The sequence below is a fragment of the Oerskovia sp. USHLN155 genome, assembly GCF_037145535.1.
In the GTDB taxonomy this organism is placed as follows: domain Bacteria; phylum Actinomycetota; class Actinomycetes; order Actinomycetales; family Cellulomonadaceae; genus Oerskovia; species Oerskovia rustica.
The window spans coordinates 16,638-39,622 of sequence record NZ_JBBCXG010000004.1 but is presented as its reverse complement, the minus strand read 5'-3'; the positions used below and the strand labels follow the sequence as shown (position 1 = coordinate 39,622).

Genomic DNA, 22,985 nt, shown 5'->3' with positions numbered 1-22,985 from the left:
AACACGGCTGACCACGCCGCTGACGTGGTGCGGCGGCCGGCTCGACGTCTCGTCGGGCCGGCCGCCGCGACGGCGCAGTCGTGGGCGGCTACTGCACCGTGAACGTGACGGGGGCGGATACGAGGCGGCCCTTGAACAGCGCCTCCGCTCCCGCCTCCCGCTGGATGGTGCGTCCCCACGTCCCGTCCGTCTGCTGCAGCGCGTACGAGTCGATCATCCAGGGATAGATCGCATGCAGCTGGTACGTGCCGGGGGGCAGCGGCTGGGGCGTGCTCGTGCCGTACGGGTCGCACGACGCGGTGGCCGCCAACGTGAACCGGCCGTCCTGCACCGACCCGGGCTGCATCTCCGCGTTCTCGTACGAGTCGGTGGCGATCAGGGGGCTCGAGACGATCACGCCGTCCTGGGAGATCACGTACTCGTAGAGGAAGGACCAGTCGACCACGTCGAGCCTGGCGTGCGCGTGCGTCGTCAGGCGCGCGGTGACCGACTTCTCGGACGAACCGCTCATCACCGGGACCGGTCCGGCGACCTTGAGACGTGCGAGCGCCCCGTCACCCGTGGCGGCCGGCGCGGGGCTGCCGCACTGGAGGTCTTCCCACTCGACAGGGGCGGGGAAGGTCGCCTTCTCGGAGTCGAAGGCACCGGGCAGGTAGGTCGGCGGCTCCGGGGTCTCAGGGACCTCGGGGGGAGTGTCGGGCTGGGCGGGAGGGACGGCGACCGTGCGGCCGTCGAGGCTCGTCACCCTGCCCTGGTCGTCGACCGTCACGGTCCACGGACCGCCGACGACGGTGCCCGCGGCTGCGACCCCGTCCGCGGGCGTGGTCTCGGTGGCGAGCGACCCGATCGCGGACCAGGTCCCGGCCGCCGGCAGTGCCGCGTCGCCGCAGGGCCCGACGCCCGAGAGACCGAGGCCACCGGACTCGCCGGGGGCGAGGTCGAACGGCTGCGGTGCCTCGTTGGTCGCGGGGTCGTCGGGCACGTGGGTCGAGGCGACCTTGCCCTCGGCATCGAGCAGGTAGACCGCGACGCGGCCCGCCGACGCGACGGTGAGCGGGGTGTCGCCGGTGTTCGTGACCTGGAGAGGCGTCTCACCCGTGCCGTCGGACGTGTCGGGCCCGAGCGCCACGGGGGTCGTGGTCGCGAGGAGGTCCGAGAGGTCCTCGCCGCACGCGGGAGCGAACGCACCGTCGAGAGGCTCGACGGCCTCGGGGGTCGGCGACGGCACCGGCGGGGCCGGCAGGATCTCGACCGGGGCAGGTGAGAGGACGCCCGAGAGCCCGATGCCCGCGACGCCCAGGAGGACGAAGCCGGCGGAGCCGAACGCGGTCGCGCGCTGGCGGCGCGAGCGCTTGACCAGGCGGCGCACCTCGGCCGAGCCCGTGAGCCCGTCGGAGGCGGCACGGCTCGCGTCGGTCGCGATCTCGGAGAGGGCGGCGTCGAGGTGAAGCGGTGTCGACGGCGGGATCTTGTCGTTCATCGGGCTCCTCCCAGGGGAGTGACGTCGAGGTCGTCTGACGGGGTGTCGATCGGGCCGAGGGAGGCCGCAAGCTTGCTGTTCGCGTCGCTGAGGTACCGCTTGACCGTGCCCTCGCTGAGCGAGAGCTGTTCGCCGACCTGGCGGATCGTGAGGTCGGAGTAGTAGCGCAGGACGACGCAGGCGCGCTCGCGGGGAGCGAGCGTCATCAGCGCCTTCTGCACGTCGAGGCGGGCGTCCGTGGCGGCCGGGGTGCCGGGGCCGGTCGCTTCGGTCTCGTCGGAGCCGCTGAACAGGTGCCGGATCCCTTCCCAGTGCCGCTGGCGTCGGAACCCGTCGAGATAGGTCGTGAGGATCGCCTTGCGGACGTAGCTCTCGGCGAGCTGGAAGTCGGTCGCGGCACGCCCGCGCCGGAACGTTCGGACGAGCCCTTCCTGGACGAGGTCCTCCGCCTCCCGCAGGTCGCCGCACAGGAGGTACGCGTACCCCACGAGCGCTCTCCGACGGGTGCGGACGATCTCGTCCAGCACCTGCTCCCAACGGGCCATGAAGTCCTCCTGCGTCGATCTGCGTGCCGTGTCACTGCTCTCAACGAGCAGCAGCGACGAAAGGTTGGGGTGAGGTCGGGGCGGACCGTCGGGTGTGGCGCACGTCGGCCCCGCTCACCGTGGGGTGAGCGGGGCCGCGGCCCGGGGGGCGGGGTCAGGATCCTTCGCAGATCAGGGCGAGGGAGTCTCCGCCGACGTCCGTCGTACGCATCAGGTCCACGCCATGGACGATGGACCACCAGGCGCTGGGGGAGCTGATCCACCGTGCTCGCAGCTCCCGGTAGAGCGAAGAGTCCGCGGCAGGAACCGTGTCTCCGGCGAGCAGGACGAGGTCGTCCATGTACGTGCCCAGGGGGCCGCCGGCGGTGTCGACGCCCCTGCTCGCGTCGATGTAGGCGTCGCAGACTTCTCGATCCTTGGTCGCCGGGGCCTCGACGGCCATCCCTCCTTCGATCACCTGGAGGCTGATGGTCGGGGTCGCTCCCGAGTCGTCCACCAGCACGTCGTAGGTCCCGACGAAGCGGGAGAAGGCCAGGCCCGACGGCGTCGGGGCGGAGAAGGGCGCTCCACCCCGCAGGACCAGGGTCCATCCGTCGTCGCTGGTCGTCCGCTGACGCTCACCGGTGCTGGCGTTCGGGGCGACGGTGAGCGTCCACGTCCCGTACGGTCCGTCGGCCACGGGGATCCGCGAGGGATCGACGAGGAGGTCGAGAGCCACGGGGTCGCCTGCCTCCGCCGCCTGGCGGAGGGACGCGTAGACGGCCGACGTGTCCGTGAGCAGGACGTCCTGGAGCGCGACAGGATCGGTGTCCGTCGCGGGCGTGATCGTCAGCGGCACGGGCTCCGAGACGAGCCACCCGTCGTACAGCGCTCCTGTGGTCTCCGGTCCCACGGTGCCGTCGGGCCCGACGGGGGCCCAGGAGTCGAGCTGGAACCGGGACAGCGCGAACACCTGGTAGTCGCCCGGGAGCATCGAGGGCGAGTGGTCGTTGAGCCCCTCAGGGTCGCAGGAGGCGAACGAGTCGACGCTCAGCTCCTGGGTGACCGAGGAACCCGGCTCCGGGGCGAGGGGGCCGTCGGTCTCCGGGAGGGGGAGGAGCGAGCTGACGATCACCCCGTCCTGCACCACGACGTAGGCGCCCGACCACTTCTCCCCGGCGAGGGTGATCCTCGCGTCGTCGGTGAAGGTCGACGTGACCGTGGTCTCGACGAGCTCGAGGTTCTGCACCGTCAGCGCGGCCGCGTCGATGCTCAGAAGGGCGGGGAGCCGGTCGCCCGTCGGGGTCGGGGCGGGCTGCTGGCACTCGAGGGCCTGCGCGGTGAGCGGCGTCGGGAAGGTCGGCAAGGACGCAGGCGTCGGCGAGGGGGTCGCTGACGGCGACCGGGCCGGTGCGATCGGCTCCGGCCGGGCGTCTTGCGGGAGCGAGACCGCGGCGATGCCGAGGGCCCCCGCGACGCACAGCGTCGTCGCCCCGAGGGCGACCTTCTTCGCTGCCCGACGGCGTCGCGTCCGCCCGCGGACGACGTCGAGGTGGGCGTCGAGACCGGGCAGGGACGCGTCGTCGACCAGGTCACGCAGCGCGCGGCCCAGGTCGTCCTCGTGGTTCGAGGGGCCGTGGTAGGTGGTGCTCACTTCGTGTTCCTCCCGTTCGTCGTGCGCTGTGCCGTGACTGTGGGCGCCGGGTAGGCGGTGGGTGCGGCGGTGGACCCGGCGGAGGGTGCAGAGGAGGTCGCCGTCGCCGCGGCGGAGGCCGTCGTCGGGGACGCTGCGCCCAGCGTCTGCTGCATGACGGCCATCGCGTCCGACAGGTGACGCTTGACCGTCCCCTCGGCGCACCCGAGCTCCTCGGCGATGCGCGGGACCGTCAGGTCCTCGTAGTACCGGAGCACGACGCACGCCCGCTGCCGCGGAGTCAGCCGGGCGAGCGCCCTGGCGGTGTCGGCACGGGCCGTGGCCGGAGCCTCCGGTCCGGCGACGCCCTCCCGCTGACCGACGAGATGTCTCAGCCCGAGCCAGTGCCGTCGGCGGCGGTACCCGTCGAGGTAGAGCGTGAGGATCGCCCGGCGCACGTACCCCTCGAGGTGCGCGACGGGGCGGTGCGCCTCCCGGTCGGCGGTGTCGTCGAGCATGAAGAGCCGCGTCCCGCCCGAGGGCGAGCCGGGCGGCGCCTGCCGCTCCGTCGTCGTGCCCCTTCCGCGGAGCCTCGAGAACACCTTGACGAGTGCGTCCTGCACCACGTCCTCCGCGTCACGCCTGTTCCCGCAGAGCAGGTAGGCGTACCCCACGAGCGCGTCACCGCGCTGGCTGCTCAGCGCGGTGAGCTCGTCGTCCCAGTCGGCCACCGTTCCCCCCTTCTTCCGTCCGACCGCCCCTGGTGGGCGGTGTCACTGATCATGACGCTCGGCGCCCGTGGATCGTTGGGGGTGAAGTCGGGCGCGCCTCCTCGTGACGTCTCTCACGACGTCTCGTGACGCACGCCACACATGGCTAGACTCGGGCGCATCCTCCGGGGGTGCCGGAGGACCAGCCGGTGATCCCGGTCCAGCAGTCGTCAAGGAGGACGGATGCTCACGCTCAGCTCCACCAGTCTCACGATCGTCGCGGTGATCGGGGCCATAGGCCTCGCCGCGCTGGTCTTCGCCTTCGTCCTCAGACGCCAGGTCCTGGCCGCTCCCGAGGGCACCGCGAAGATGCAGGACATCGCCCAGGCCATCCAGGAGGGGGCCTCGGCGTACCTCAACCGGCAGTTCCGGACCCTGGCGCTGTTCGCGGTGATCGTCTTCGGTCTGCTGTTCCTCCTGCCGGGCGACGCCGGGATCAAGGTGGGCCGGTCGGTCGCGTTCCTCGTCGGTGCCGGGTTCTCGGCGTGCATCGGCTACCTGGGGATGTGGCTCGCGGTGCGCGCGAACGTGCGCGTCGCCTCGGCCGCGACCCGGCCCGGGGGACGAGCCGAGGGGGCGCGCGTCGCGTTCCGGACCGGTGGTGTGGTGGGGATGTCCGTCGTGGGTTTAGGCCTGCTCGGTGCGGCCGGCGTGGTGCTGCTGTACCGAGGGGACGCACCGGCTGTGCTCGAGGGGTTCGGGTTCGGGGCTGCACTGCTCGCGATGTTCATGCGCGTGGGCGGCGGGATCTTCACCAAGGCGGCGGACGTCGGTGCGGACCTGGTGGGCAAGGTCGAGCAGGGGATCCCCGAGGATGACCCGCGCAACGCCGCGACCATCGCGGACAACGTGGGCGACAACGTGGGCGACTGCGCGGGCATGGCTGCCGACCTCTTCGAGTCGTACGCCGTCATGCTCGTCGCGGCCCTCATCCTCGGCAAGGCCGCGATGGGCGAGCAGGGGCTCGTCTTCCCGCTGATCGTCACGGCCATCGGCGCGTTCGTCGCGGTGCTGGGCGTCTTCGTCACACGCGTGCGCGGCAGCGAGAACGGCCTGCGGGCGATCTACCGCGGCTTCTACCTCTCGGCGCTCCTGGGCGCGGTCCTCGCGGGCGTCGCGGCGTTCGTGTACCTGCCGTCGTCGTTCTCCGAGCTGTCGGGCACCGCGGACCTGGGCGACGTCACGAGCGACCCGCGCGTGGTCGCGGCGCTCGCGGTCCTCATCGGCGTGGTCCTGGCGGGCATCATCCTGTGGGTCACGGGCTACTTCACGGGCACGACGTCGAAGCCCACCCTCCACGTGGCCGCCACCTCCCGCACGGGTGCGGCCACGGTCGTCCTGTCCGGGATCGGGGTCGGGTTCGAGTCCGCGGTGTACACCGCGGGCATCATCGCGGCAGCGATCTGCGGCGTCTTCCTCATCGCGGGCGGCTCGGTCTGGCTGTCGCTGTTCCTCATCGCGCTCGCGGGTTGCGGGCTCCTGACGACGGTCGGCGTGATCGTCGCGATGGACACGTTCGGGCCCGTCTCGGACAACGCGCAGGGCATCTACGAGATGGCCGTCGGCGAGTCGGGCGACGGCAACCCGGAGGCCGCGCAGATCCTCACGGACCTCGACGCCGTGGGCAACACGACCAAGGCCATCACCAAGGGCATCGCGATCGCGACCGCGGTCCTCGCGGCGACCGCGCTGTTCGGGTCCTACGCCGACGCCGTGGGCGGGGCGCTCGCGGACATCACGAACCCGGCCGGCGGGCTCGTCGTCTCGATGCTCGACTACTCGATCATCTCGCCCATCACCCTGGTCGGGGTGATCCTCGGCGCCGCGACCGTGTTCCTGTTCTCGGGGCTCGCGATCGACGCCGTGACCCGCGCGGCCGGCGCGATCGTGTACGAGGTGCGTCGCCAGTTCCGCGAGCACCCCGGGATCATGACGTACGACGAGCGCCCCGAGTACGGCAAGGTCGTCGACATCTGCACCCGTGACTCGCTGCGCGAGCTCGCGACCCCGGGCCTGCTGGCCGCGTTCGCGCCCATCGCGGTGGGCTTCGGGCTGGGGGTGGGGCCGCTCGCGGGCTTCCTCGCGGGGGCCATCGGTGCCGGCGTGCTCATGGCGGTCTTCCTGGCGAACTCGGGCGGTGCGTGGGACAACGCGAAGAAGATCGTCGAGGACGGCGCGTACGGCGGCAAGGGATCGCCCGCGCACGAGGCGACCGTCGTCGGCGACACCGTGGGCGACCCGTTCAAGGACACGGCCGGTCCGGCGATCAACCCGCTGCTCAAGGTCATGAACCTGGTCTCGGTGCTCATCGCCCCGGCCGTGGTGCTGCTGAGCGTCCCCGAGGACGCCAACCACACGTTGCGCATCGCGATCGCGGTGGTCGCGGCGGGCATCGCGTTCGGAGCCGTCATCCTGTCGAGGCTGCGCGCGGCGCGCGTGGACCGTGAGCAGATGTCGGAGGAGCCGCAGGCGGTGCGGACGAGCTGAGGCCCAACCGGGGGAATCTCGTCGGAAGGGGGTCGGGCGCTGTCGCCCGGCCCCCTTCTGTCGAACCGACCCCACGCGCGCGCTGTCTCCTGACGGTCGTCGCGCCCGTCTCAGCGCCAGTGCTCCAGCAGCCGCGCCGTCGTCCCTGTCGCCCTGTCGAGGACGTCCTCGGTCCCGTCGGCGGCCGCGGACAGGAGCGCGGCGTCGATGAAGTGACCCAGGAGGTCGACGTCGGTGACGTGGTCGTACCCGCTGGCCTCGAGCACGGTCCGCAGGGCCGCGAGCAGCCGGGGGCGGCTCGCGCGCAGGATGGGGCGCAGCGCGGGGTCGCGCATCGCGGTGAGCACGGGGTCGAGCCTGACGTCGACCACCTGGTCGTCGACCGAGGGCGCGTAGAACGTCTCGATGAGCAGCCGTGCGGTCGTCGCGGTCGAACGGTCGCGACGTGCGAGACCGTCGGCCTTCTCGGTCGCCGCGGTGCCGCGCAGGTCCTCGGCGGCCTCGACCGCGGCCGTGACGAGCGCGGAGCTCGACGGGAAGTAGTACGAGGCCGAGCCCTGCGGGACCTGTGCCGCGCGTGCGACCCGTCGGTGCGTGACGGCCGGGAAGCCCTCGGCGAGCAGGAGGCGTGCGGCGGCGTCGACCATGGAGCGCTGACGGTCGCTGCTGCGGGCCTGGACGGGGACGCGCGCGTCGGTGCTCCGCCGTCGGGCGGTCGTGGGGTCCGGGGGGACGGTGGGAGGGGTGTCGGGGCGGGCGAGGAGGGGCTCGCCCTCCGGTCCCGTGGCGTGGGAGGGTCCGACCGTCTCTCGCTGCGTCGCGCTCACGCGGTCATCCTAGGGAGAAACCGGACCAAGGGGGCGTCGTCCACCGTGGAGAACTGGTGACGGTCGCGGGGCAGGTGGTCGGGGACCGGGTCGGCCGAGCGCTGACGGAGTCCGTTCCGCGTCGATCCGGCTGCTCCGGCGCGGGTCGGGCGGTTTCGGTGCAGGGCCTCCAGCCCGCATCATGGAGGGATGAAGACCTCGTTCCTGCGCCCGACGACGGCGCTCGCCGTCGTCGGGCTGCTTGCCCTGGGAGCCTGCTCGGGTGGGGGCGACCCCGAGTCGTCCGCCGCGTCGCCCACGTCGTCCGCGACCGACGGGGCTGCCGAGACGGCGGCCGACAGCTCCGCGGTCGACGCTGCGACCGACGCTGCGTCGGCGGCCGACGCGGACGCCGACGCAGCAGCGGAGGGTGACCCGGCCGCCCCGGCCGACCCCGCCGTCGACACCTCGTTCTGCGCCGAGACCGAGGCCGCGTGGGCCGCGGCCAACACCGCGCAGGTGTCGATGAGCGTGGACCATCCCCGCACCCTGGTGACGGGGTTCGAGAACGCCCGGGTCGCGCTCACCAGCGTCGAGCCCCCCGCGGACGTCGCGGCCGACTGGAAGACCGTGACGTCCTACGTCTCGACCGCGGCCAAGGCGCTCGCGAAGGCCGACAGCGACGCCCCGAAGGAGATCGTCAAGGCGCTCGACGACGCGGGCAAGGACCTCGACACGGACGCCATGACGGCGGCGTCGGCACGTGTGACGGCATACCTGGACACCACCTGCCGCGCGTGAGGCGCATGGGGAGAACTGCCCAGGGGGCGAATTCTGGCGCCGATGCTCACAGCAATGCTCCAGGATGGGGTCCGTGACCAACCGAAAGAGCACGACCACGACCCTCGGCGGTATCGCGACCGCCGTCCTCCTGACCTTCTCCCTCGCCGCGTGCAGCGGCGGCGGCGCGGACGTCGCCGCGTTCTGCAAGGCCGGCGAGGACCTCGACGCCACCATGGCCGACGTCGACCCGTCGGACCTCGCGAGCACCGGTGGCGCCTTCACCACCCTTGCCGCCGAGATGGAGAAGATCACCGCCCCCGACGACGTCGCCGCGGACTGGAAGGTCCTGACCGGAGCCATGGGCGACGCCGGGGCGGCCTTCACCGAGCTGAACGACCTCGACCCGACCGACCCGGCGTTCGTCGACAAGGCGACCGCCGTCGGTGACGACATCCAGAGCGACGAGGTGACCGCCGCGATGAAGAACCTCGAGACGTTCTCCGCGGAGAACTGCAAGGCCTGACCCGAGAGCCGTCCCGGAGGGGCCGGTCCCGCAGCGCGCGCTGTGAGGCCGGCCCCTCGTCGTCGGCCCGGGCGCCCCGCGGGTCGCCCGGGGGAGGATAGGGGCATGTCCCTCGGTGAACCCACGATCGACCCACGCCTCCTGCCGCTGCTGCGCGACGACCTCGCGGCCGCCTCCTACACGGTCGACGGGGTCGAGGACTTCCTCGGTCCGCTCGCGGCCGCGGCCCTGCACCGCGAGCAGGCCGTCCCCGCGCTGCGCGTCGCCCGGGCCGCGCTCGACGACGCGACCGGTGCGGCGTCGTCGGGCAGGAAGGACCCGCGGGCCGTCCTCGCGGGGCTCTTCCTGCTGGGCCTCGAGGTCCGCCGCGCGGACCTCGACGCCGCGCTGCCGGGCGTGGGGACCGACGGCGCCGCCCGCCTCGGGCTCGTGACCGCGGCGGGCAACGGGCCCGACGACGGCGTCCGTGCCCTCCTCGACCTGCGCCCCTACGCCGCGGCCGACGCGGCCGGTCCGGTCACGTGGTGGCTGGCCTCCGACCTGGGCGAGCTCGCGACCGGGCGACGCCTCGCAGGCGACCACGTGCTCGGCGCGGGCGGCGCCTCGATCACGCTCGCGCAGGTCACGATGCGCACGCCCGTGGACCGGGTGCTCGACCTCGGGACCGGCTGCGGCATCCAGGCCCTGCACGCCTCGCGGCACGCACGGTCGGTCGTCGGGACCGACATCTCCCGGCGAGCGCTGCGGTTCGCCGAGTTCAACGCGGCCCTCGACGGGGTGAGCCTGGACCTGCGGGAAGGGTCGATGCTCGACCCCGTCGCGGGCGAGCAGTTCGACCTCGTGGTCTCCAACCCGCCGTTCGTCATCACGCCGCGCGGTGTTCCGGGCGGGACCAGCAGCGCCCTTCCTGAGTACGAGTACCGCGACGGGGGCCGCGCGGGCGACGACCTGGTGCGCGACCTGATCGTGAACGTCGGGGACGTGCTGGCGCCGGGCGGCGTCGCGCAGATGCTCGGCAACTGGGAGCACCGGCGTGGCGAGCCGTGGACCGAGCGCGTGGGTGCCTGGCTCGAGGAGGCCGGGCTCGACGGCTGGATCATCCAGCGCGAGGTCCTGGACCCGGCCGAGTACGCCGAGACGTGGATCCGTGACGGTGGCACGACCCCCGAGCGCGAGCCCGGGGCGTGGGCCACGTCGTACGAGGCGTGGCTCGACGACTTCGCGACGCGCGACGTCGAGGCCGTGGGCTTCGGGATCGTCACGCTCCGCAAGCCCGCCGAGGGGCACGGGGTGAGCCTGCGCCGACTCGAGGAGCACACGGGGTCGGTGCGTCAGCCGCTCGGCGGGCACCTGGCCGCCTCGCTCGCGGCGCACGACTGGCTCGCGGCCCGCGACGACGCGACGCTCGCGTCCTCGCGCCTCGCGGTGGCTCCCGACGTGACCGAGGAGCACTACCTGACGCCCGGCGCCGAGGACCCCAACGTCGTGATCGTGCGCCAGGGCGACGGTCTGGGGCGGGGGATCCAGGCGTCGACCGGGCTCGCGGCGCTCGTCGGGGCGAGCGACGGAGAGCTCACCGTGGGACAGCTGATCGGGGCGATCGCGTCGCTGTTCGAGGTCCCGGCCGGCGACCTCGCGGGCGAGCTGCTCCCTGCGGTGCGCGGCCTGGTGCGGGACGGCTTCCTGCTCCCGTGACGCTCGGGTGCCGAGCACGGGGTTGAGGTCGTTCTCCCGGCGACGACGGCCTCAACCTCGTGCTCGACCGCACGGAACCCCGTGGTCGGCCGCAGCGACCGGAAAGGCCGTGCGGCGGGCGACGCGCCTCCCTAGGTTGAGCCCATGACCTCTCGCATCCAGCACACGACGTTCGACGCCCGCGACGCCTACGCACAGTCGGTCTGGTGGTGCGGGGTCCTCGGCTACGTCGAGGACCCCGACGACCCGAACCTGCCCGGCCACGAGGAGTGCATGATCTTCCCGCCCGCCGGCACCCACGCCCCGGCCGAGTCCCGCGGGCGGCTGCTGTTCATCGAGGTCCCGGAGAGCAAGGAGATCAAGAACCGGCTCCACCTGGACCTGCGGCCCACCGACGGGACGCGCGAGCAGGAGGTCGAACGGCTCCTCGGCCTGGGGGCGACCAGGCTCGCCGACCACCGACGACCCGACGGGTCCGGGTGGGTCACGCTCGCGGACCCCGAGGGCAACGAGTTCTGCATCCTGCGCAGCGACGCCGAGGTCGCGGCCCAGGGCGGCTGAGCCGCACCCCGCTCGGACCCGCCGTCAGTCCCGCCCGAGGATCATCGCGAGGCTCAGCTCGCGCACGGCCCGCGCGTCGTCCCCCGTGGGCGCCAGGTCCGGGGTCGCGAGCGTCAGGTGCTCGGCGCCCACGACGGTCGCGAGCGCGATGGTCGCGCGCGCCCGGGCCTCGTCGGGCGAGAAGCCTGCCGAGCGCAGGAGGCGCGTGACGACGTCGAGCCGCTGGGCCGTGACGCGGGACATGGCCGCGGCGACGCCCGGGAGGTCGGTCTGCGCGTAGAGGAGCTGCTCGCCCGTCCGGGGCGAGCGGCGGCGGGTCACGGCGGTGAAGAGCGCGGCGAGCTGGTCCGCGGGGCTGCCGGGCGTGTTCTCGACCTCCTCGACGATCCGCGCGGTCTCGGCCTCCCAGCGGGCGAGGACGGCGTCGACGAGGGCCTGCCGGTCGGCGAAGTGCCAGTAGAACGACCCCTTGGTCGCGCCGAGCGCGCGCGCGACGGGCTCGACCTTGACGGCGTCGAGCCCGGCGGTGGTGAAGGCGTCGTAGGCGGCGTCGACCCAGGTGGCGGCGTCGAGGCGGGTGGTCGGCGGCATGTTCCGTACGCTACCGTACGGAGAAACCGTACGGCGACGTACGGTCCGGTTCGAGGAAGGCGATCCCATGACCGCAGCACCCGTGAAGCCCCACTTCTCCTCGCTCGCGTTCGAGGACGTCCCCCGACCCGACCACGCCGACGTCGTGGTCGTTCCCTTGCCCGACGGCGCCACGACCGACCCCGCCGCATGGGCCCGCGCGATCTTCGACGTCCGTTCGACGTCCCTGTGGGTGCGTGCCGCGTTCGTCCTGCGCCAGGCCCTCGTCCCGCTCATCGGGGTGAGCCGCGGCGACCAGAGCGTCTTCGACGTCTCTCGGGTCGAGGGGGAGGAGGCGCTCATCGTCGCGGACGACACGCACCTCGACTTCCGCTGCGCGGTAGGGGTCGACGGCGCCGCTCGTCTCGTGCGCGTCACGACCGTCGTGCGTCTGCACGGCTGGAAGGGGCGCGCCTACTTCCTCCCCGTGCGCCTGGCCCACGGTCCCGTGCTGACCGCGATGCTTCGCCGGGCGGCCCGCCGCATGGGCAGCTCTCCCGGACGGTGACCTGCCGAGCACGGGGTTGCGGTCGCCATCCGGGCGATCGCGACCTGAACCCCGTGCTCGACCGCTCGGAACCCCGTGCTCGCGCACCGCGCAGGCGCGGAACATCACCCGCCGCGCTAGTTTCAGGCGCATGGACCTCGAGCTCCGTCACCTGCGGCTGATCGTGGCCGTCGCGGACCACGGGAGCGTGACGCGGGCCGCGGCGGCCCTCGGGATCGCCCAGCCGGCGCTGACCGCGCAGCTCAACCGCATCGACCGTTCGCTCGGCGGGCAGGTCTTCACGCGCGACCAGCGCGGCGCCCACCCCACGGCCCTCGGTGAGCTCGTCCTGGGTCGGGCCCGCATGGTCCTGCCCGCCATGACCTCGCTGCTCGACGACGTCCAGCAGCACGTCAACCGTGACGAGGACGGCCCGGGGACGCTGCGCGTCGGGACCGTGGCGAGCGCGCTCGCGGGACGGTTCGTGCACCGCCTCGTCACGGCCCTGCCCGACGTCCGGGTCACGACCGCCACGAGCTGGTCCGTGGACGACACCGCGCAGCAGATCGCGGCGGGCACGCTCGACGTCGCGCTCGTGGGTCTGTGCTCCGACGCGAGCCCGCCCACGACGGGCGGCGTGACGTGGTGGCGCGTCGACGTCGACCCCGTGTTCGTGCTGCTGCCGGACGCGCACCCGCACGCCGACCGCTCGTCCGTCCCGCTGGGCGAGCTCGCCGACGAGGTGTGGCTCAGCGGCCCCGGGGACGGCTGCTTCGAACGCTGCTTCGCGCAGGCGTGCGCACGGGCGGGCTTCACGCCGTCGGGCCTGAGCGAGGCCGACCGCCCGACCGTGATCGACCTGGTCCAGGCCGGGCACGCAGTCGCCCTGGTCCAGCCGACGTTCCCCGACACCCCGGGCACGCAGGTCGTGCCGCTCGACGGTGCGCCGCTGCGGTGGGCGCACTACGTGGGGTGGCGCGGGGGCGCGGCGCACCTGCCCGTCGAGGTGCTCGTCGACGCCGCCGTCCGGTCCCACCACGACGCCGTGAGCCGCAGCCCGCGCTACCTGTGCTGGCTCGACACCTACGGGGAGACCCGTACATAACGCCCCGGTATGACCCGGCTGGCATCTGTGCCGCCCGCTTCCCGCTCCCTAGCGTGAGCCTCGTTCACCCGGCGATCCCGGGACCCGACGAAGGGACAGCGAGATGGCACGATCATTCTGGAGGACGCTCGCCACGGCGTGCGCCGCGACGGCGATGGTTGCCGGACCCACAGCGCTCGCCGCGAACGCGGTGACACCCAGCCCCGATGCACCGACGATCTCACCCCAGACGTCCTCGAAGGTCTCGCCCGAGGTGCTCCGCGCCCTCCAGCGGGACCTGGGGCTGAGCGCCAAGGACGCGACGAGGCGTCTGGCGTTCCAGTCCGACGCGGCGAGCACCGAGGACGCTCTCGCCGAGAGCCTGGACGCCTACGCGGGCGCCTGGGTCGACCCCGCCAAGAACACCCTGTACGTGGGCGTCGCCGACGACGCCGAGGCCAAGGAGGTCCGTGCGGCGGGCGCGACCCCCGTGGTCGTCGACCACACGCTCGCCGAGCTCGACACGTGGAAGGCGGCGCTCGACGGCGAGCTCACCGACCCGGCCGCGGTGCCGAGCTGGTTCGTCGACGTCACGACCAACCAGGTCGTCGTCAACGTGCACGACGGCGGCCGCGCCCTCGCGGAGCAGGCCGCCGCGAGCGCGGGCGTTCCCGCGGGCGCCATCACCTACGTGACGACGACCGAGGCACCTCGCCCGCTGATCGACGTGGTGGGCGGCAACGCGTACACGATGGGCTCGGGCGGACGCTGCTCGGTCGGCTTCGCCGTGAACGGGGGCTTCATCACGGCTGGGCATTGCGGCACGGTCGGTACCCGGACATCCGGGCCGGGCGGCACGTTCCGCGGGTCGAGCTTCCCCGGCAACGACTACGCCTGGGTACAGGTCGACGTGGGCAACACCCCGGTCGGCGCGGTCAACAACTACAGCGGCGGGCGCGTCGCGGTCGCGGGCTCGACGGCCGCGCCCGTGGGGGCCTCCGTCTGCCGGTCCGGTTCCACGACGGGCTGGCACTGCGGCACGATCGCGGCCTACAACAGCTCGGTGACCTACCCGCAGGGCACCGTCTCTGGGCTCATCCGCACGAACGTGTGCGCCGAGCCGGGCGACTCGGGCGGCTCGCTCCTCGCGGGCAACCAGGCGCAGGGCGTGACCTCTGGCGGGTCGGGCAACTGCTCGTCGGGCGGGACGACGTACTTCCAGCCCGTCAACGAGGCGCTCGGGGCGTACGGGCTCACGCTCGTGACCTCGGGTGGTGGGGGCACCGAGCCGCCGCCGGCCGGGTGCCCGGGCTATGCGCGCACCTACCAGGGCAGCGTCTCGGCCGGGACCTCGGTCGCGCAGCCGAACGGTTCGTACGTCACGGCCGGCAGCGGGGCGCACCGGGTGTGCCTGAGCGGTCCGGCGGGCACCGACCTGGACCTGTACCTGCAGAAGTGGACCGGGTCCGCGTGGGCGAACGTCGCGCAGTCGACGTCGTCCGGTGCCGCTGAGGCGATCACGTACACAGGGACCGCCGGGTACTACCGGTACGTGGTCCATGCGTACGCGGGCTCGGGTGCGTACACGCTAGGGGCGACGACGCCGTAGCCCCCTCGGTCGAGAACGGGTTTGAGGTCGCTACCGGTCCGGTGGCGGCCTCAACCCCGTTCTCGGCACCTTCGACCGACGCCGGCGGCATGTTCAGCGAGCCCTGTGGGCGGCGAGGGCCTAGTCTCACGATCGTGCTGATCGCCATGGCGGGACTGCCCGGAACCGGCAAGAGTCGACTCGCGCGCCTCCTCGCGCGCGACCTGGGGGCGGTGATGCTCAGCGTCGACCCCGTCGAGGACGCGTTCCTGCGGGCGGGGGCCGTGCACGACGACGTCACGGGCCTGGGCGCGTACCTCGCCGTCGAGGCGGCCGCCGAGGAGAACCTGCTCCTGGGCCACGCCGTGATCGTCGACGCGGTCAACGACCACCCCGCGGCCCGGCAGCAGTGGGTCGACCTCGCGGCGCGGGCGGCCACCCGGCTCTGGTTCGTCGAGGTCTACCTCGCGGACGAGGACCTGCACCGCGAGCGCCTCGTGACCCGGGGCACGCGGTACCCCTCGCTGCCGGAGCCCTTGTGGGACTCGCTCGCCGAGCGTGCCCGGGCGCTCGCAGGCTGGACCGACCCGCGGCTGCGGCTCGACGCGTCGCTCGACGACGCGGAGCTCCTCGCGGCGGCCAAGGACTGGCTGGACGGCTGAGCCCCCTCCCGCCAAGCCCCAACCCAACCCCGGCCCCTCCGCCCGCCCAGCCTCGCTGCCGAGCATGCGGTTGGCGTCGGGATCCGGCCCGGATCCGACCACGACCGCATGGTCGACAGACGCCCACCGCACGTTCGGCCAGCGGCGCCGTCCTCACGCGCCGTCCGACCGGTGGCCACCCACCGAGTCCACCGGGGTCCGCGAGTCCACCGGGGTCCACAGGACCCGCCGAGTCGGCCGGAGCGGCTCGCTCGCCCCGCCCCGAACCGGTGTCCTTCGAGTCGTCCTTCTTCGCGTCGCTCCCGAGCCCGAGCAGCACCCACACGGGACCGAACACGACCCACGCCCCGAGCACGACCGAGACCCGCAGCGCCCAGGTCCACAGCGGGTCGTCGGGCCACTGCGCGGGCGGGAGCAGGCCGTCGCCCGCGACGACCGACAGGGTGCTGATGACTCCGAGCGCGATCACGGCGGCGATCAGCGCCTTGCCGAGCTCGCGCATCTCGTGCACGAGCCCCGCCAGGCCGTCCTTGGGGGGCTTGACGGGCGCGGGCCCGTCACCGAACCAGTGCGCGGCGCGGACGTCGGCCCACGAGACGATCGAGTGCCCGAACGCGACCGTGAACCCCAGGTAGACGGCCGCGAGCCCGTGCACGGCCTCGGGCGGCGACCCGCCCGCGACGTCCGCGATCGACACGGGCACGAGCAGCAGGTCGATGAGCGGCACGGAGAGGAGCAGGACCGTGCTGAGCCGCCTCCGGCGCAGCACGTACCGCGAGATCAGGCCCGCTCCGAGCACGACCCAGAAGCCGACCTCGCACGCGAGGATCAACAGGACCAGCGGGTTCTCCAGGAGGCTCGGCATGGTGTCCATGCTGGTCGGGTGCAGGCCCGACGGCGTCGCCCACCTCGCCGATCTTCGCTCGCCGCGCATACATCGTTCGACGGAGGGCTTCGACGGAGGTCCGCGTCGGCGGGCACCGGGTGTGCCGGACGACCGTGCCGATCCCGGGATCGTGGGACCCGGCGCCTAGGATGCTCGGTGCGGCTGATCGTGCGATCCCCTGCGGCGACCGCCCGACCGGCGCACGACCCAGCCCCCGGTCGACACCGACACCGGACACGCGCGAGAGGGCTTGAGTGCAGCACGACGACATCGACGCCCTGCGGCGCACCCCCGCCTGGCGCCTCCTGCGCTCGGACAACGCCCCGCTCGCACTGAGCTTCCTCGGCACGGTCTTCGTCGAGCAGAACGTCCGCTCGATCGGTGAGGCCGAGCTGGTCTCCCTCCTGGACGACGCGCTGTACGCGATCGACGGTCCCGTCCCTGCCCGCGTGCAGCCCCGGCCTGTCGCCGAGGGCGACGAACCCGCGACGGGGAGCGACGCCGTCGGGCAGGAGGGGGCGGACGCCGAAGGGGAGACCGCGGCCGGGGCGCGCAGGTACCCGCGCTCGCCCAAGGCCTACCTCGACCACTGGGCCGCGCCCGAGCAGGGCTGGCTGCGCAAGTTCTACCCGACGGGTTCGGAGGAGGCGCACTACGACGCGACCCCGGCCGTCGAGAAGGCCGTCTCGTGGGTCGTCGCGCTGCGCGAGCGCAGCTTCGTCGGCACGGAGTCGCGCCTCAACACGGTCTTCGAGCTGCTGCGCCAGCTCACGGTCGGCACCGAGTCCGACGCCGACGCGCGCCTGCGCGAGCTCGAGGCGCGGCGGGCACGGATCGACGAGGAGATCGAGCGCGTGCGCGCGGGCCAGCTCTCGCTGCTCGACGCCGCGGCCCAGCGCGACCGGTACCAGCAGCTCACGGGCACGGCCGCCGACCTGCTCGCGGACTTCCGCGAGGTCGAGGCGAACTTCCGGACCCTCGACCGTGAGATGCGCGAACGCATCACGGGCTGGGACGGCGCCAAGGGCGACCTGCTGGACGCGGTCGTCGGGAGCCGGTCCGCGATCGCGGACTCGGACCAGGGGCGCAGCTTCCATGCGTTCTACGACTTCCTCCTGGACCGCCAGCGGCAGGAGGAGTTCGCCGAGCTCGTCGAGAAGGTCCAGGCGCTGCCCGCGCTCGAGGAGCAGGTCGGGGACGACGGCGAGGCCGCTCCCGGCGTCACGGGTCGCGCGGCCGGGCGCCGCCTGCGCCGCATCCACTACGACTGGCTCGACGCGGGCGAGCGCACGCAGTCGACCGTGCGCGTCCTGTCCGAGCAGCTGCGTCGCTTCCTCGACGACCAGGTCTGGCTCGAGAACCGGCGCGTCATCGACGTGCTGCGCAGCATCGAGTCGCGCGCCCTCGCGCTGCGCGACACACCGGACCGCCTGCGGCTGGGGGCGGCCGAGACCGGGCCGCTCGCGACGACCATGGACGCGACGTCGGTCGACGTGCACCTGCCGACCGAACGCCCCCTCTACCGGCCCCAGCACCAGGAACCGCTCGCGAGCGAGGGCGTGACCGCAGGCGTCGCGGACTTCGACGCGTCGGCCCTGTTCACGCAGGTCCACGTCGACCCCGAGCGCCTGAGCCGCACCGTCCGCGACGCGTTGCGCCGCCGGGGCCAGGTCTCGCTCGCGCAGCTCGTTGAGGAGAACCCGCTCGAGCAGGGGCTCGCGGAGCTCGTGACGTACCTGTCGCTCGACGACCCGCGCTTCGCCGTCGTGCACGACCCCGCGCACACCGACGAGGTGCGGTGGGTGGTCGACGATCACGTGCCGGGCGACCCTGGCGGTGCGCCCGTCGGTGAGGGCGAGACGATCGAGACCACCGAGGCCGCCCGAGCCGCAGAAGCCCGGGTCGCCGGGGCCGAGGACGACGACGGGTTCGCCGCGAGGCCCACCGGGCCGCGCGTGCGCGTGGCCCGCGTCCCGCGCGTCACGTTCGCCCGGACGGGGGCCAAGGACCTCGCGGGCGCGGTCGCCCGCTCGCTCGCACAGGCGCAGCCCGCCGCGCCCGACCAGCCGTCCGCCCCGTCCGGCCAGCCGTCCGCCCAGAAGCCTCCCCAGCCGACTCCCCAGCCGACTCCCCAGGAAGGAACCCCGTGAGCCAGCAGCCCGTCCGGACCGAACGCCCCGGGCAGACCGGTGGGCCCAGCCCCGAGCTCTCGCTCGTCGTGACCTCGCTCGTCAAGGGCGTCGTCTACCGCGAGGCGGGCACGCGCACGTGGCGCGACCTGCTCGCGCTCGAGGCGCAGGCGCGGGACTTCGTCGCGACGCTGGGCCTGGAGATCGTGATCGACGAGTCCGAGGGGTACGCGTACCTGCGCGCACAACCCGAGGAGGAGCACGACGGTACGTTCATCCCGCGCCTCGTCGCGCGCCGCGAGCTGTCGTTCGACGTGAGCCTGCTGCTCGCGCTGCTGCGCAAGCGCCTCGCCCAGTTCGACTCCGAGGGCGGCGACACGCGCCTGGTCCTGACGCGCGACGAGATCGTGGACCTCGTCCGGGTCTTCCTGCCCGGCTCGAGCAACGAGGCCCGCGCGCGCGACCGCGTCGAGGCCAACGTGCGCCGCGTCGTCGAGCTCGGCTTCCTGCGCCCCGTGCCCGACACCCCGGACACCTACGAGGTGCGGCGCATCCTCAAGGCGTTCGTCGACGGGCAGTGGCTCGCGGACTTCGACGCGCGCCTCGCGGAGTACGCGGCCGAGCTCGCGTCGCGTGACGGGGGAGCGCTCCTGCCCGACGACGACCGCGTGCTCGGCACCGAGCCCGGCACCGGCACGACCCACGAGGAGGCCTGATGGCCGAGGCACTGTTCAGCGCGGTCGAGCTGCACGACGCGGCGGCGGACCTGGACCAGCGGTCGGGCTACCGCCTCGACCGGCTCGAGGTCCTCAACTGGGGCACGTTCGACAAGTACGCGTGGAGCTTCGAGCTCGAAGGGCGCAACGCGCTGCTCACGGGGGACATCGGCTCGGGCAAGTCGACCATCGTCGACGCGATCACGACCCTGCTGCTCCCCGCGAACCGCATCAGCTACAACAAGGCGGCCGGTGCGGACACGCGTGAACGCACGCTGCGCTCCTACGTCGCCGGGCACTACAAGTCCGAGCGCAACGAGGTCACGGGCGCGTCCCGGCACGTGGGCCTGCGCCGCGGGCACACCTACTCGGTCATCCTGGGCGAGTTCGCCAACCGCGGGTTCGACTCGCGCGCCGTGCTGGCCCAGGTGTTCTGGCTCAAGGACGGCGCGCAGGGCCAGCCCGAGCGCTTCTACGTCACGAGCACGTCACCCATGACGATCGCCGACGACTTCGCGGGCTTCGACGGGGACATCAACGTCCTGCGCCGGCGCCTGCGCGAGTCCGGCGCGCAGATCCGCGACCACTTCCCGGAGTACGGGCGCGACTTCCGCCGCCTGCTCGGGATCGAGTCCGAGCAGGCCATGGAGCTGTTCCACCAGACCGTGTCGATGAAGTCGGTCGGGGACCTCAACGAGTTCGTGCGCGAGCACATGCTCGAACCGTTCGACGCGGCCCGCTGGACCGAGAAGCTCGTCGCGCACTTCGACGACCTCACGAGCGCGCACGACGCCGTCGTCAAGGCCCGTGCGCAGATCGACCAGCTCGCGCCCCTGCTCGCCGACGCCGACGCGTACGACGCCGCGGGGGAGCAGGTGCGGACCCTGTCCGCCCAGCGCGAGGCCCTGCGAGGCTTCACCGCCGGGCGCCGGGTCTCGGCGCTCGACCTGCGCATCGGCGAGCTCGAGGCGTCGACCGCGGCTCGCGCCGACGGCCTCGACCGCCTCAAGGAGGAGCTCGCGCTGCTCGACGCCGAGCGCCAACGGCTCGAGGTCGAACGCGCCGGGCACGGCGGCGACCGGCTCACGCAGATCGAGGGCGAGGTCGCGCGCCGCGAGGTCGAGCGGGCCGAGCGCCGCGCCAAGGCCGACGAGTACGCGCGCTACCTGGCCGCCGCGGGCCTGGAGCCCGTGACGTCACGGGACGAGTTCGCGGCGCTGCGCGAACGCACGGCCGATCTGCAGTCGCAGGCGCAGGACTCGCTCGGTGAGATCGAGGGCCGCGCGGGGGAGGTCGCGGCCGAGCTGCGAGCGGTCGAGGCCGAGGCCCGCGAGATCAACGCCGAGCTCACGTCGCTGGCCGACCGCGAGTCCAACCTGCCCCGCACGAGCCTGGACCTGCGCTCGCGCCTGTGCTCCGACGTCGGCCTCACGGAGGCCGAACTGCCCTTCGCGGGCGAGCTCATCGGCGTGCGGGCCGAGCACGCCGAGTGGGAGGGCGCCGCCGAGCGCGTGCTGCGCGGCTTCGCGCTCTCGCTCCTCGTGCCCGCCCAGCACTACGACGCCGTCTCGGCGTGGATCAACTCGCACGACCTGCGGTCCAAGCTCGTCTACCACCGGGTGCCCGCGCCCACCGGCGGCCGCTCGGGGAAGGGGCGCGGCGCCGTCGGGAAGGCCGCGAGCCGGGACGACGGGCCGCTCCTCGCGGACCTGCTCGAGGTCAAGGACGGCGACCTCGCGACCTGGCTGAGCGACGAGCTCGAACGCCGCGCGGACTACGTGTGCGCCGAGGCCCTCGCGGACTTCCAGCGCGTGCCGCGCGCCGTGACGCGCGAGGGGCAGGTCAAGCACTCGGCGAGCCACCACGAGAAGGACGACCGCCGCGCCGTCCGCGACCGCAGCGGCTACGTCCTCGGGTGGAGCAACCAGGGCAAGATCGACGCGCTGCTCGACGAGGCCACCGACGTCACGACGCGCCGCACGGCCCTGGAGGAGCGGCGGGACGCAGTCGGGCGTGAGAAGAACGAGGCGATCTCACGGTCGGGTGCGCTCAACCGGCTCGACGTGTTCCGCGAGTGGCGCGAGCTCGACTGGGAGGAGCCCGTGCGGGCGATCGCCGAGCTCCACGAGGAGAAGCGGCGCATCGAGGGCGCGTCGACCGAGCTCAGCCGCATCGCCGACCAGCTCCGCGACCTCGCGCGCCGGGCCGCGGGCATCGCGTCCGAGCGTGACGCGTTGCTCTCGGCGGCAGGAGCCGACAAGCACGCTCTCGACAGTGCGCGCACACAGCGCGACCGGTCGGCGCGCGTGCTCACCGAGCAGGGTCCGCTCGACGCGGCACTCGTCGACGAGCTCGCCCGGCTGTTCGACGCCGAGGCCCGCGACCAGGCCACCGCCCAGGGCGGGGTGCCGGGCGACGTCGAGCCCGACGCGGTCGAGAGCGCGCTGCGGACCCGGCTCACGAGCCGCGTCGAGGAGGCGCAGGCCCGGCAGGGCCAGCTCGGGACGCGCATCGCCGCGCAGATGACGGCGTTCCGTGCCGCGTACCCGGTCGAGACGACCGAGCTCGACAACGACGTGCGGTCCGCACCCGAGTACCGGGCGCTGCACGAGCGGCTCACGCGCGACGACCTGCCACGCTTCGAGGTCGACTTCAAGACGTACCTCAACACCAACACGATCCGCGACATCGCGGGCTTCCACGCCGAGCTCTCCAAGCAGGCGGACCTGATCCGTGAGCGCGTCGAGATCATCAACGACTCGCTGCGCGCGATCGACTACAACCCCGGCCGGTACATCCGCCTCGAGATGGCGCCGACGCCCAACACCGAGGTGCGTGAGTTCCGGGCGGACCTGCGGGCGTGCACCGACGGCGCCCTGGGGCTCGACCTCGAGGGGCGCCGCGACGAGGACACGGGCGAGGAGGGCGTCGCGTACTACTCGGAGGAGCGGTTCCTGCGGGTCAAGGCGATCGTCGAGCGGTTCCGCGGACGTGAGGGGCAGGCCGAGGCGGACGAGGCGTGGAAGCGTCGCGTGACCGACGTGCGGAGCTGGTTCGTGCTGTCCGCGTCGGAGCGCTCGCGCGAGGACGACGTCGAGCACGAGCACTACTCCGACTCGGGCGGGAAGTCCGGTGGTCAGAAGGAGAAGCTCGCCTACACGATCCTCGCGGCCTCGCTCGCGTACCAGTTCAAGCTCGACTGGGGCGCGGTGCGGTCCAAGGCCTTCCGGTTCGTCGTGATCGACGAGGCGTTCGGCCGGGGGTCCGACGAGTCGACGCGGTTCGCGCTCGAGCTCTTCAAGAGCCTCGGGCTCCAGCTGCTCATCGTGACGCCGCTGCAGAAGATCCACGTGATCGAGCCGTACATCTCGGCCGTGGGCTACGTCGACAACCCGACGGGCCGCAACTCGCGCTTGCGGACCTTGACGATCGAGGAGTACCAGCAGGAGAAGGAGGCCCACGCGGCCCTCTGAGCGCCCTCCGTTGCCGAGAACGGGGATGAGGTCGCCATCCGACGGATGACGACCTCAACCCCGTTCTC

General features: G+C 73.2%; 18 protein-coding genes. 12 read left to right on the top strand and 6 right to left on the bottom strand.

The window, feature by feature from the left end; translation table 11 throughout:
• Positions 1 to 88: 88 nt before the first annotated feature.
• The 4 genes from WFH32_RS06500 to WFH32_RS06485 form a co-directional block, all read right to left on the bottom strand.
• Positions 89 to 1,480, bottom strand: a complete 1,392-nt coding sequence (locus WFH32_RS06500; RefSeq protein ID WP_191795847.1) for a hypothetical protein — start codon at positions 1,478 to 1,480, stop codon at positions 89 to 91.
• The gene (locus tag WFH32_RS06495; RefSeq protein WP_191795848.1) at positions 1,477 to 2,025 is read right to left on the bottom strand and encodes a sigma-70 family RNA polymerase sigma factor; all 549 of its coding nucleotides are present in this window, start codon (positions 2,023 to 2,025) and stop codon (positions 1,477 to 1,479) included. Before WFH32_RS06495 ends, WFH32_RS06500 begins: the two co-directional genes overlap by 4 nt.
• Before the next feature lie 154 nt (positions 2,026 to 2,179).
• On the bottom strand, positions 2,180 to 3,658 hold the full coding sequence (locus tag WFH32_RS06490; protein WP_336706615.1) for a hypothetical protein: 1,479 nt from the start codon (positions 3,656 to 3,658) through the stop codon (positions 2,180 to 2,182).
• Complete coding sequence (locus tag WFH32_RS06485; protein WP_336706613.1) at positions 3,655 to 4,368, bottom strand: RNA polymerase sigma factor; 714 nt, start codon at positions 4,366 to 4,368, stop codon at positions 3,655 to 3,657. The genes WFH32_RS06490 and WFH32_RS06485 overlap by 4 nt, the downstream gene beginning before the upstream one ends.
• A gap of 222 nt (positions 4,369 to 4,590) precedes the next feature.
• Here WFH32_RS06485 and WFH32_RS06480 point away from each other — a divergent pair, with 222 nt between their 5' ends.
• On the top strand, positions 4,591 to 6,894 hold the full coding sequence (locus WFH32_RS06480; protein ID WP_336706612.1) for a sodium-translocating pyrophosphatase: 2,304 nt from the start codon (positions 4,591 to 4,593) through the stop codon (positions 6,892 to 6,894).
• A 110-nt stretch (positions 6,895 to 7,004) separates the two neighbouring features.
• Here the strand turns inward: WFH32_RS06480 and WFH32_RS06475 are convergent, their stop codons facing one another.
• Entirely contained in the window at positions 7,005 to 7,721 is a 717-nt protein-coding gene (locus tag WFH32_RS06475) for a TetR/AcrR family transcriptional regulator (protein ID WP_191795852.1), read from the bottom strand.
• A gap of 189 nt (positions 7,722 to 7,910) precedes the next feature.
• Here WFH32_RS06475 and WFH32_RS06470 point away from each other — a divergent pair, with 189 nt between their 5' ends.
• The 4 genes from WFH32_RS06470 (at position 7,911) to WFH32_RS06455 (ending at position 11,262) form a co-directional block, all read left to right on the top strand.
• Positions 7,911 to 8,501 (top strand): hypothetical protein, encoded by a 591-nt coding sequence (locus tag WFH32_RS06470; RefSeq protein ID WP_336706611.1) that lies wholly within the window; start codon positions 7,911 to 7,913, stop codon positions 8,499 to 8,501.
• A 73-nt stretch (positions 8,502 to 8,574) separates the two neighbouring features.
• Positions 8,575 to 9,006, top strand: coding sequence for a hypothetical protein (locus tag WFH32_RS06465; protein WP_336706610.1), 432 nt, complete (start codon positions 8,575 to 8,577; stop codon positions 9,004 to 9,006).
• A 105-nt stretch (positions 9,007 to 9,111) separates the two neighbouring features.
• Positions 9,112 to 10,701 (top strand): DUF7059 domain-containing protein, encoded by a 1,590-nt coding sequence (locus tag WFH32_RS06460; RefSeq protein ID WP_336706609.1) that lies wholly within the window; start codon positions 9,112 to 9,114, stop codon positions 10,699 to 10,701.
• Between the two features lie 144 nt (positions 10,702 to 10,845).
• Positions 10,846 to 11,262, top strand: coding sequence for a VOC family protein (locus WFH32_RS06455; RefSeq protein WP_336706607.1), 417 nt, complete (start codon positions 10,846 to 10,848; stop codon positions 11,260 to 11,262).
• Positions 11,263 to 11,286: 24 nt separating this feature from the next.
• On the opposite strand, the gene WFH32_RS06450 is transcribed toward WFH32_RS06455, so the two are convergent.
• Positions 11,287 to 11,853 carry a TetR/AcrR family transcriptional regulator gene (locus WFH32_RS06450; protein ID WP_336706606.1) on the bottom strand — a complete coding sequence of 189 codons (567 nt, stop codon included), beginning with the start codon at positions 11,851 to 11,853 and terminating at the stop codon, positions 11,287 to 11,289.
• A 67-nt stretch (positions 11,854 to 11,920) separates the two neighbouring features.
• Here WFH32_RS06450 and WFH32_RS06445 point away from each other — a divergent pair, with 67 nt between their 5' ends.
• The 7 genes from WFH32_RS06445 (at position 11,921) to WFH32_RS06415 (ending at position 22,917) form a co-directional block, all read left to right on the top strand.
• Positions 11,921 to 12,400 carry a DUF2867 domain-containing protein gene (locus WFH32_RS06445; RefSeq protein WP_336706604.1) on the top strand — a complete coding sequence of 160 codons (480 nt, stop codon included), beginning with the start codon at positions 11,921 to 11,923 and terminating at the stop codon, positions 12,398 to 12,400.
• A gap of 130 nt (positions 12,401 to 12,530) precedes the next feature.
• Positions 12,531 to 13,484 carry a LysR family transcriptional regulator gene (locus tag WFH32_RS06440; RefSeq protein ID WP_191795859.1) on the top strand — a complete coding sequence of 318 codons (954 nt, stop codon included), beginning with the start codon at positions 12,531 to 12,533 and terminating at the stop codon, positions 13,482 to 13,484.
• 103 nt (positions 13,485 to 13,587) lie between these two features.
• Positions 13,588 to 15,072 carry a S1 family peptidase gene (locus WFH32_RS06435; RefSeq protein WP_336706603.1) on the top strand — a complete coding sequence of 495 codons (1,485 nt, stop codon included), beginning with the start codon at positions 13,588 to 13,590 and terminating at the stop codon, positions 15,070 to 15,072.
• Positions 15,073 to 15,206: 134 nt separating this feature from the next.
• Complete coding sequence (locus WFH32_RS06430; RefSeq protein ID WP_191795861.1) at positions 15,207 to 15,713, top strand: AAA family ATPase; 507 nt, start codon at positions 15,207 to 15,209, stop codon at positions 15,711 to 15,713.
• A gap of 1,140 nt (positions 15,714 to 16,853) precedes the next feature.
• Entirely contained in the window at positions 16,854 to 18,749 is a 1,896-nt protein-coding gene (locus WFH32_RS06425; RefSeq protein WP_336706602.1) for a DUF3375 domain-containing protein, read from the top strand.
• Entirely contained in the window at positions 18,746 to 19,444 is a 699-nt protein-coding gene (locus WFH32_RS06420; RefSeq protein WP_191795864.1) for a DUF4194 domain-containing protein, read from the top strand. The genes WFH32_RS06425 and WFH32_RS06420 overlap by 4 nt, the downstream gene beginning before the upstream one ends.
• Positions 19,444 to 22,917, top strand: a complete 3,474-nt coding sequence (locus tag WFH32_RS06415) for an ATP-binding protein (RefSeq protein ID WP_336706600.1) — start codon at positions 19,444 to 19,446, stop codon at positions 22,915 to 22,917. Before WFH32_RS06420 ends, WFH32_RS06415 begins: the two co-directional genes overlap by 1 nt.
• Positions 22,918 to 22,985: the final 68 nt, after the last annotated feature.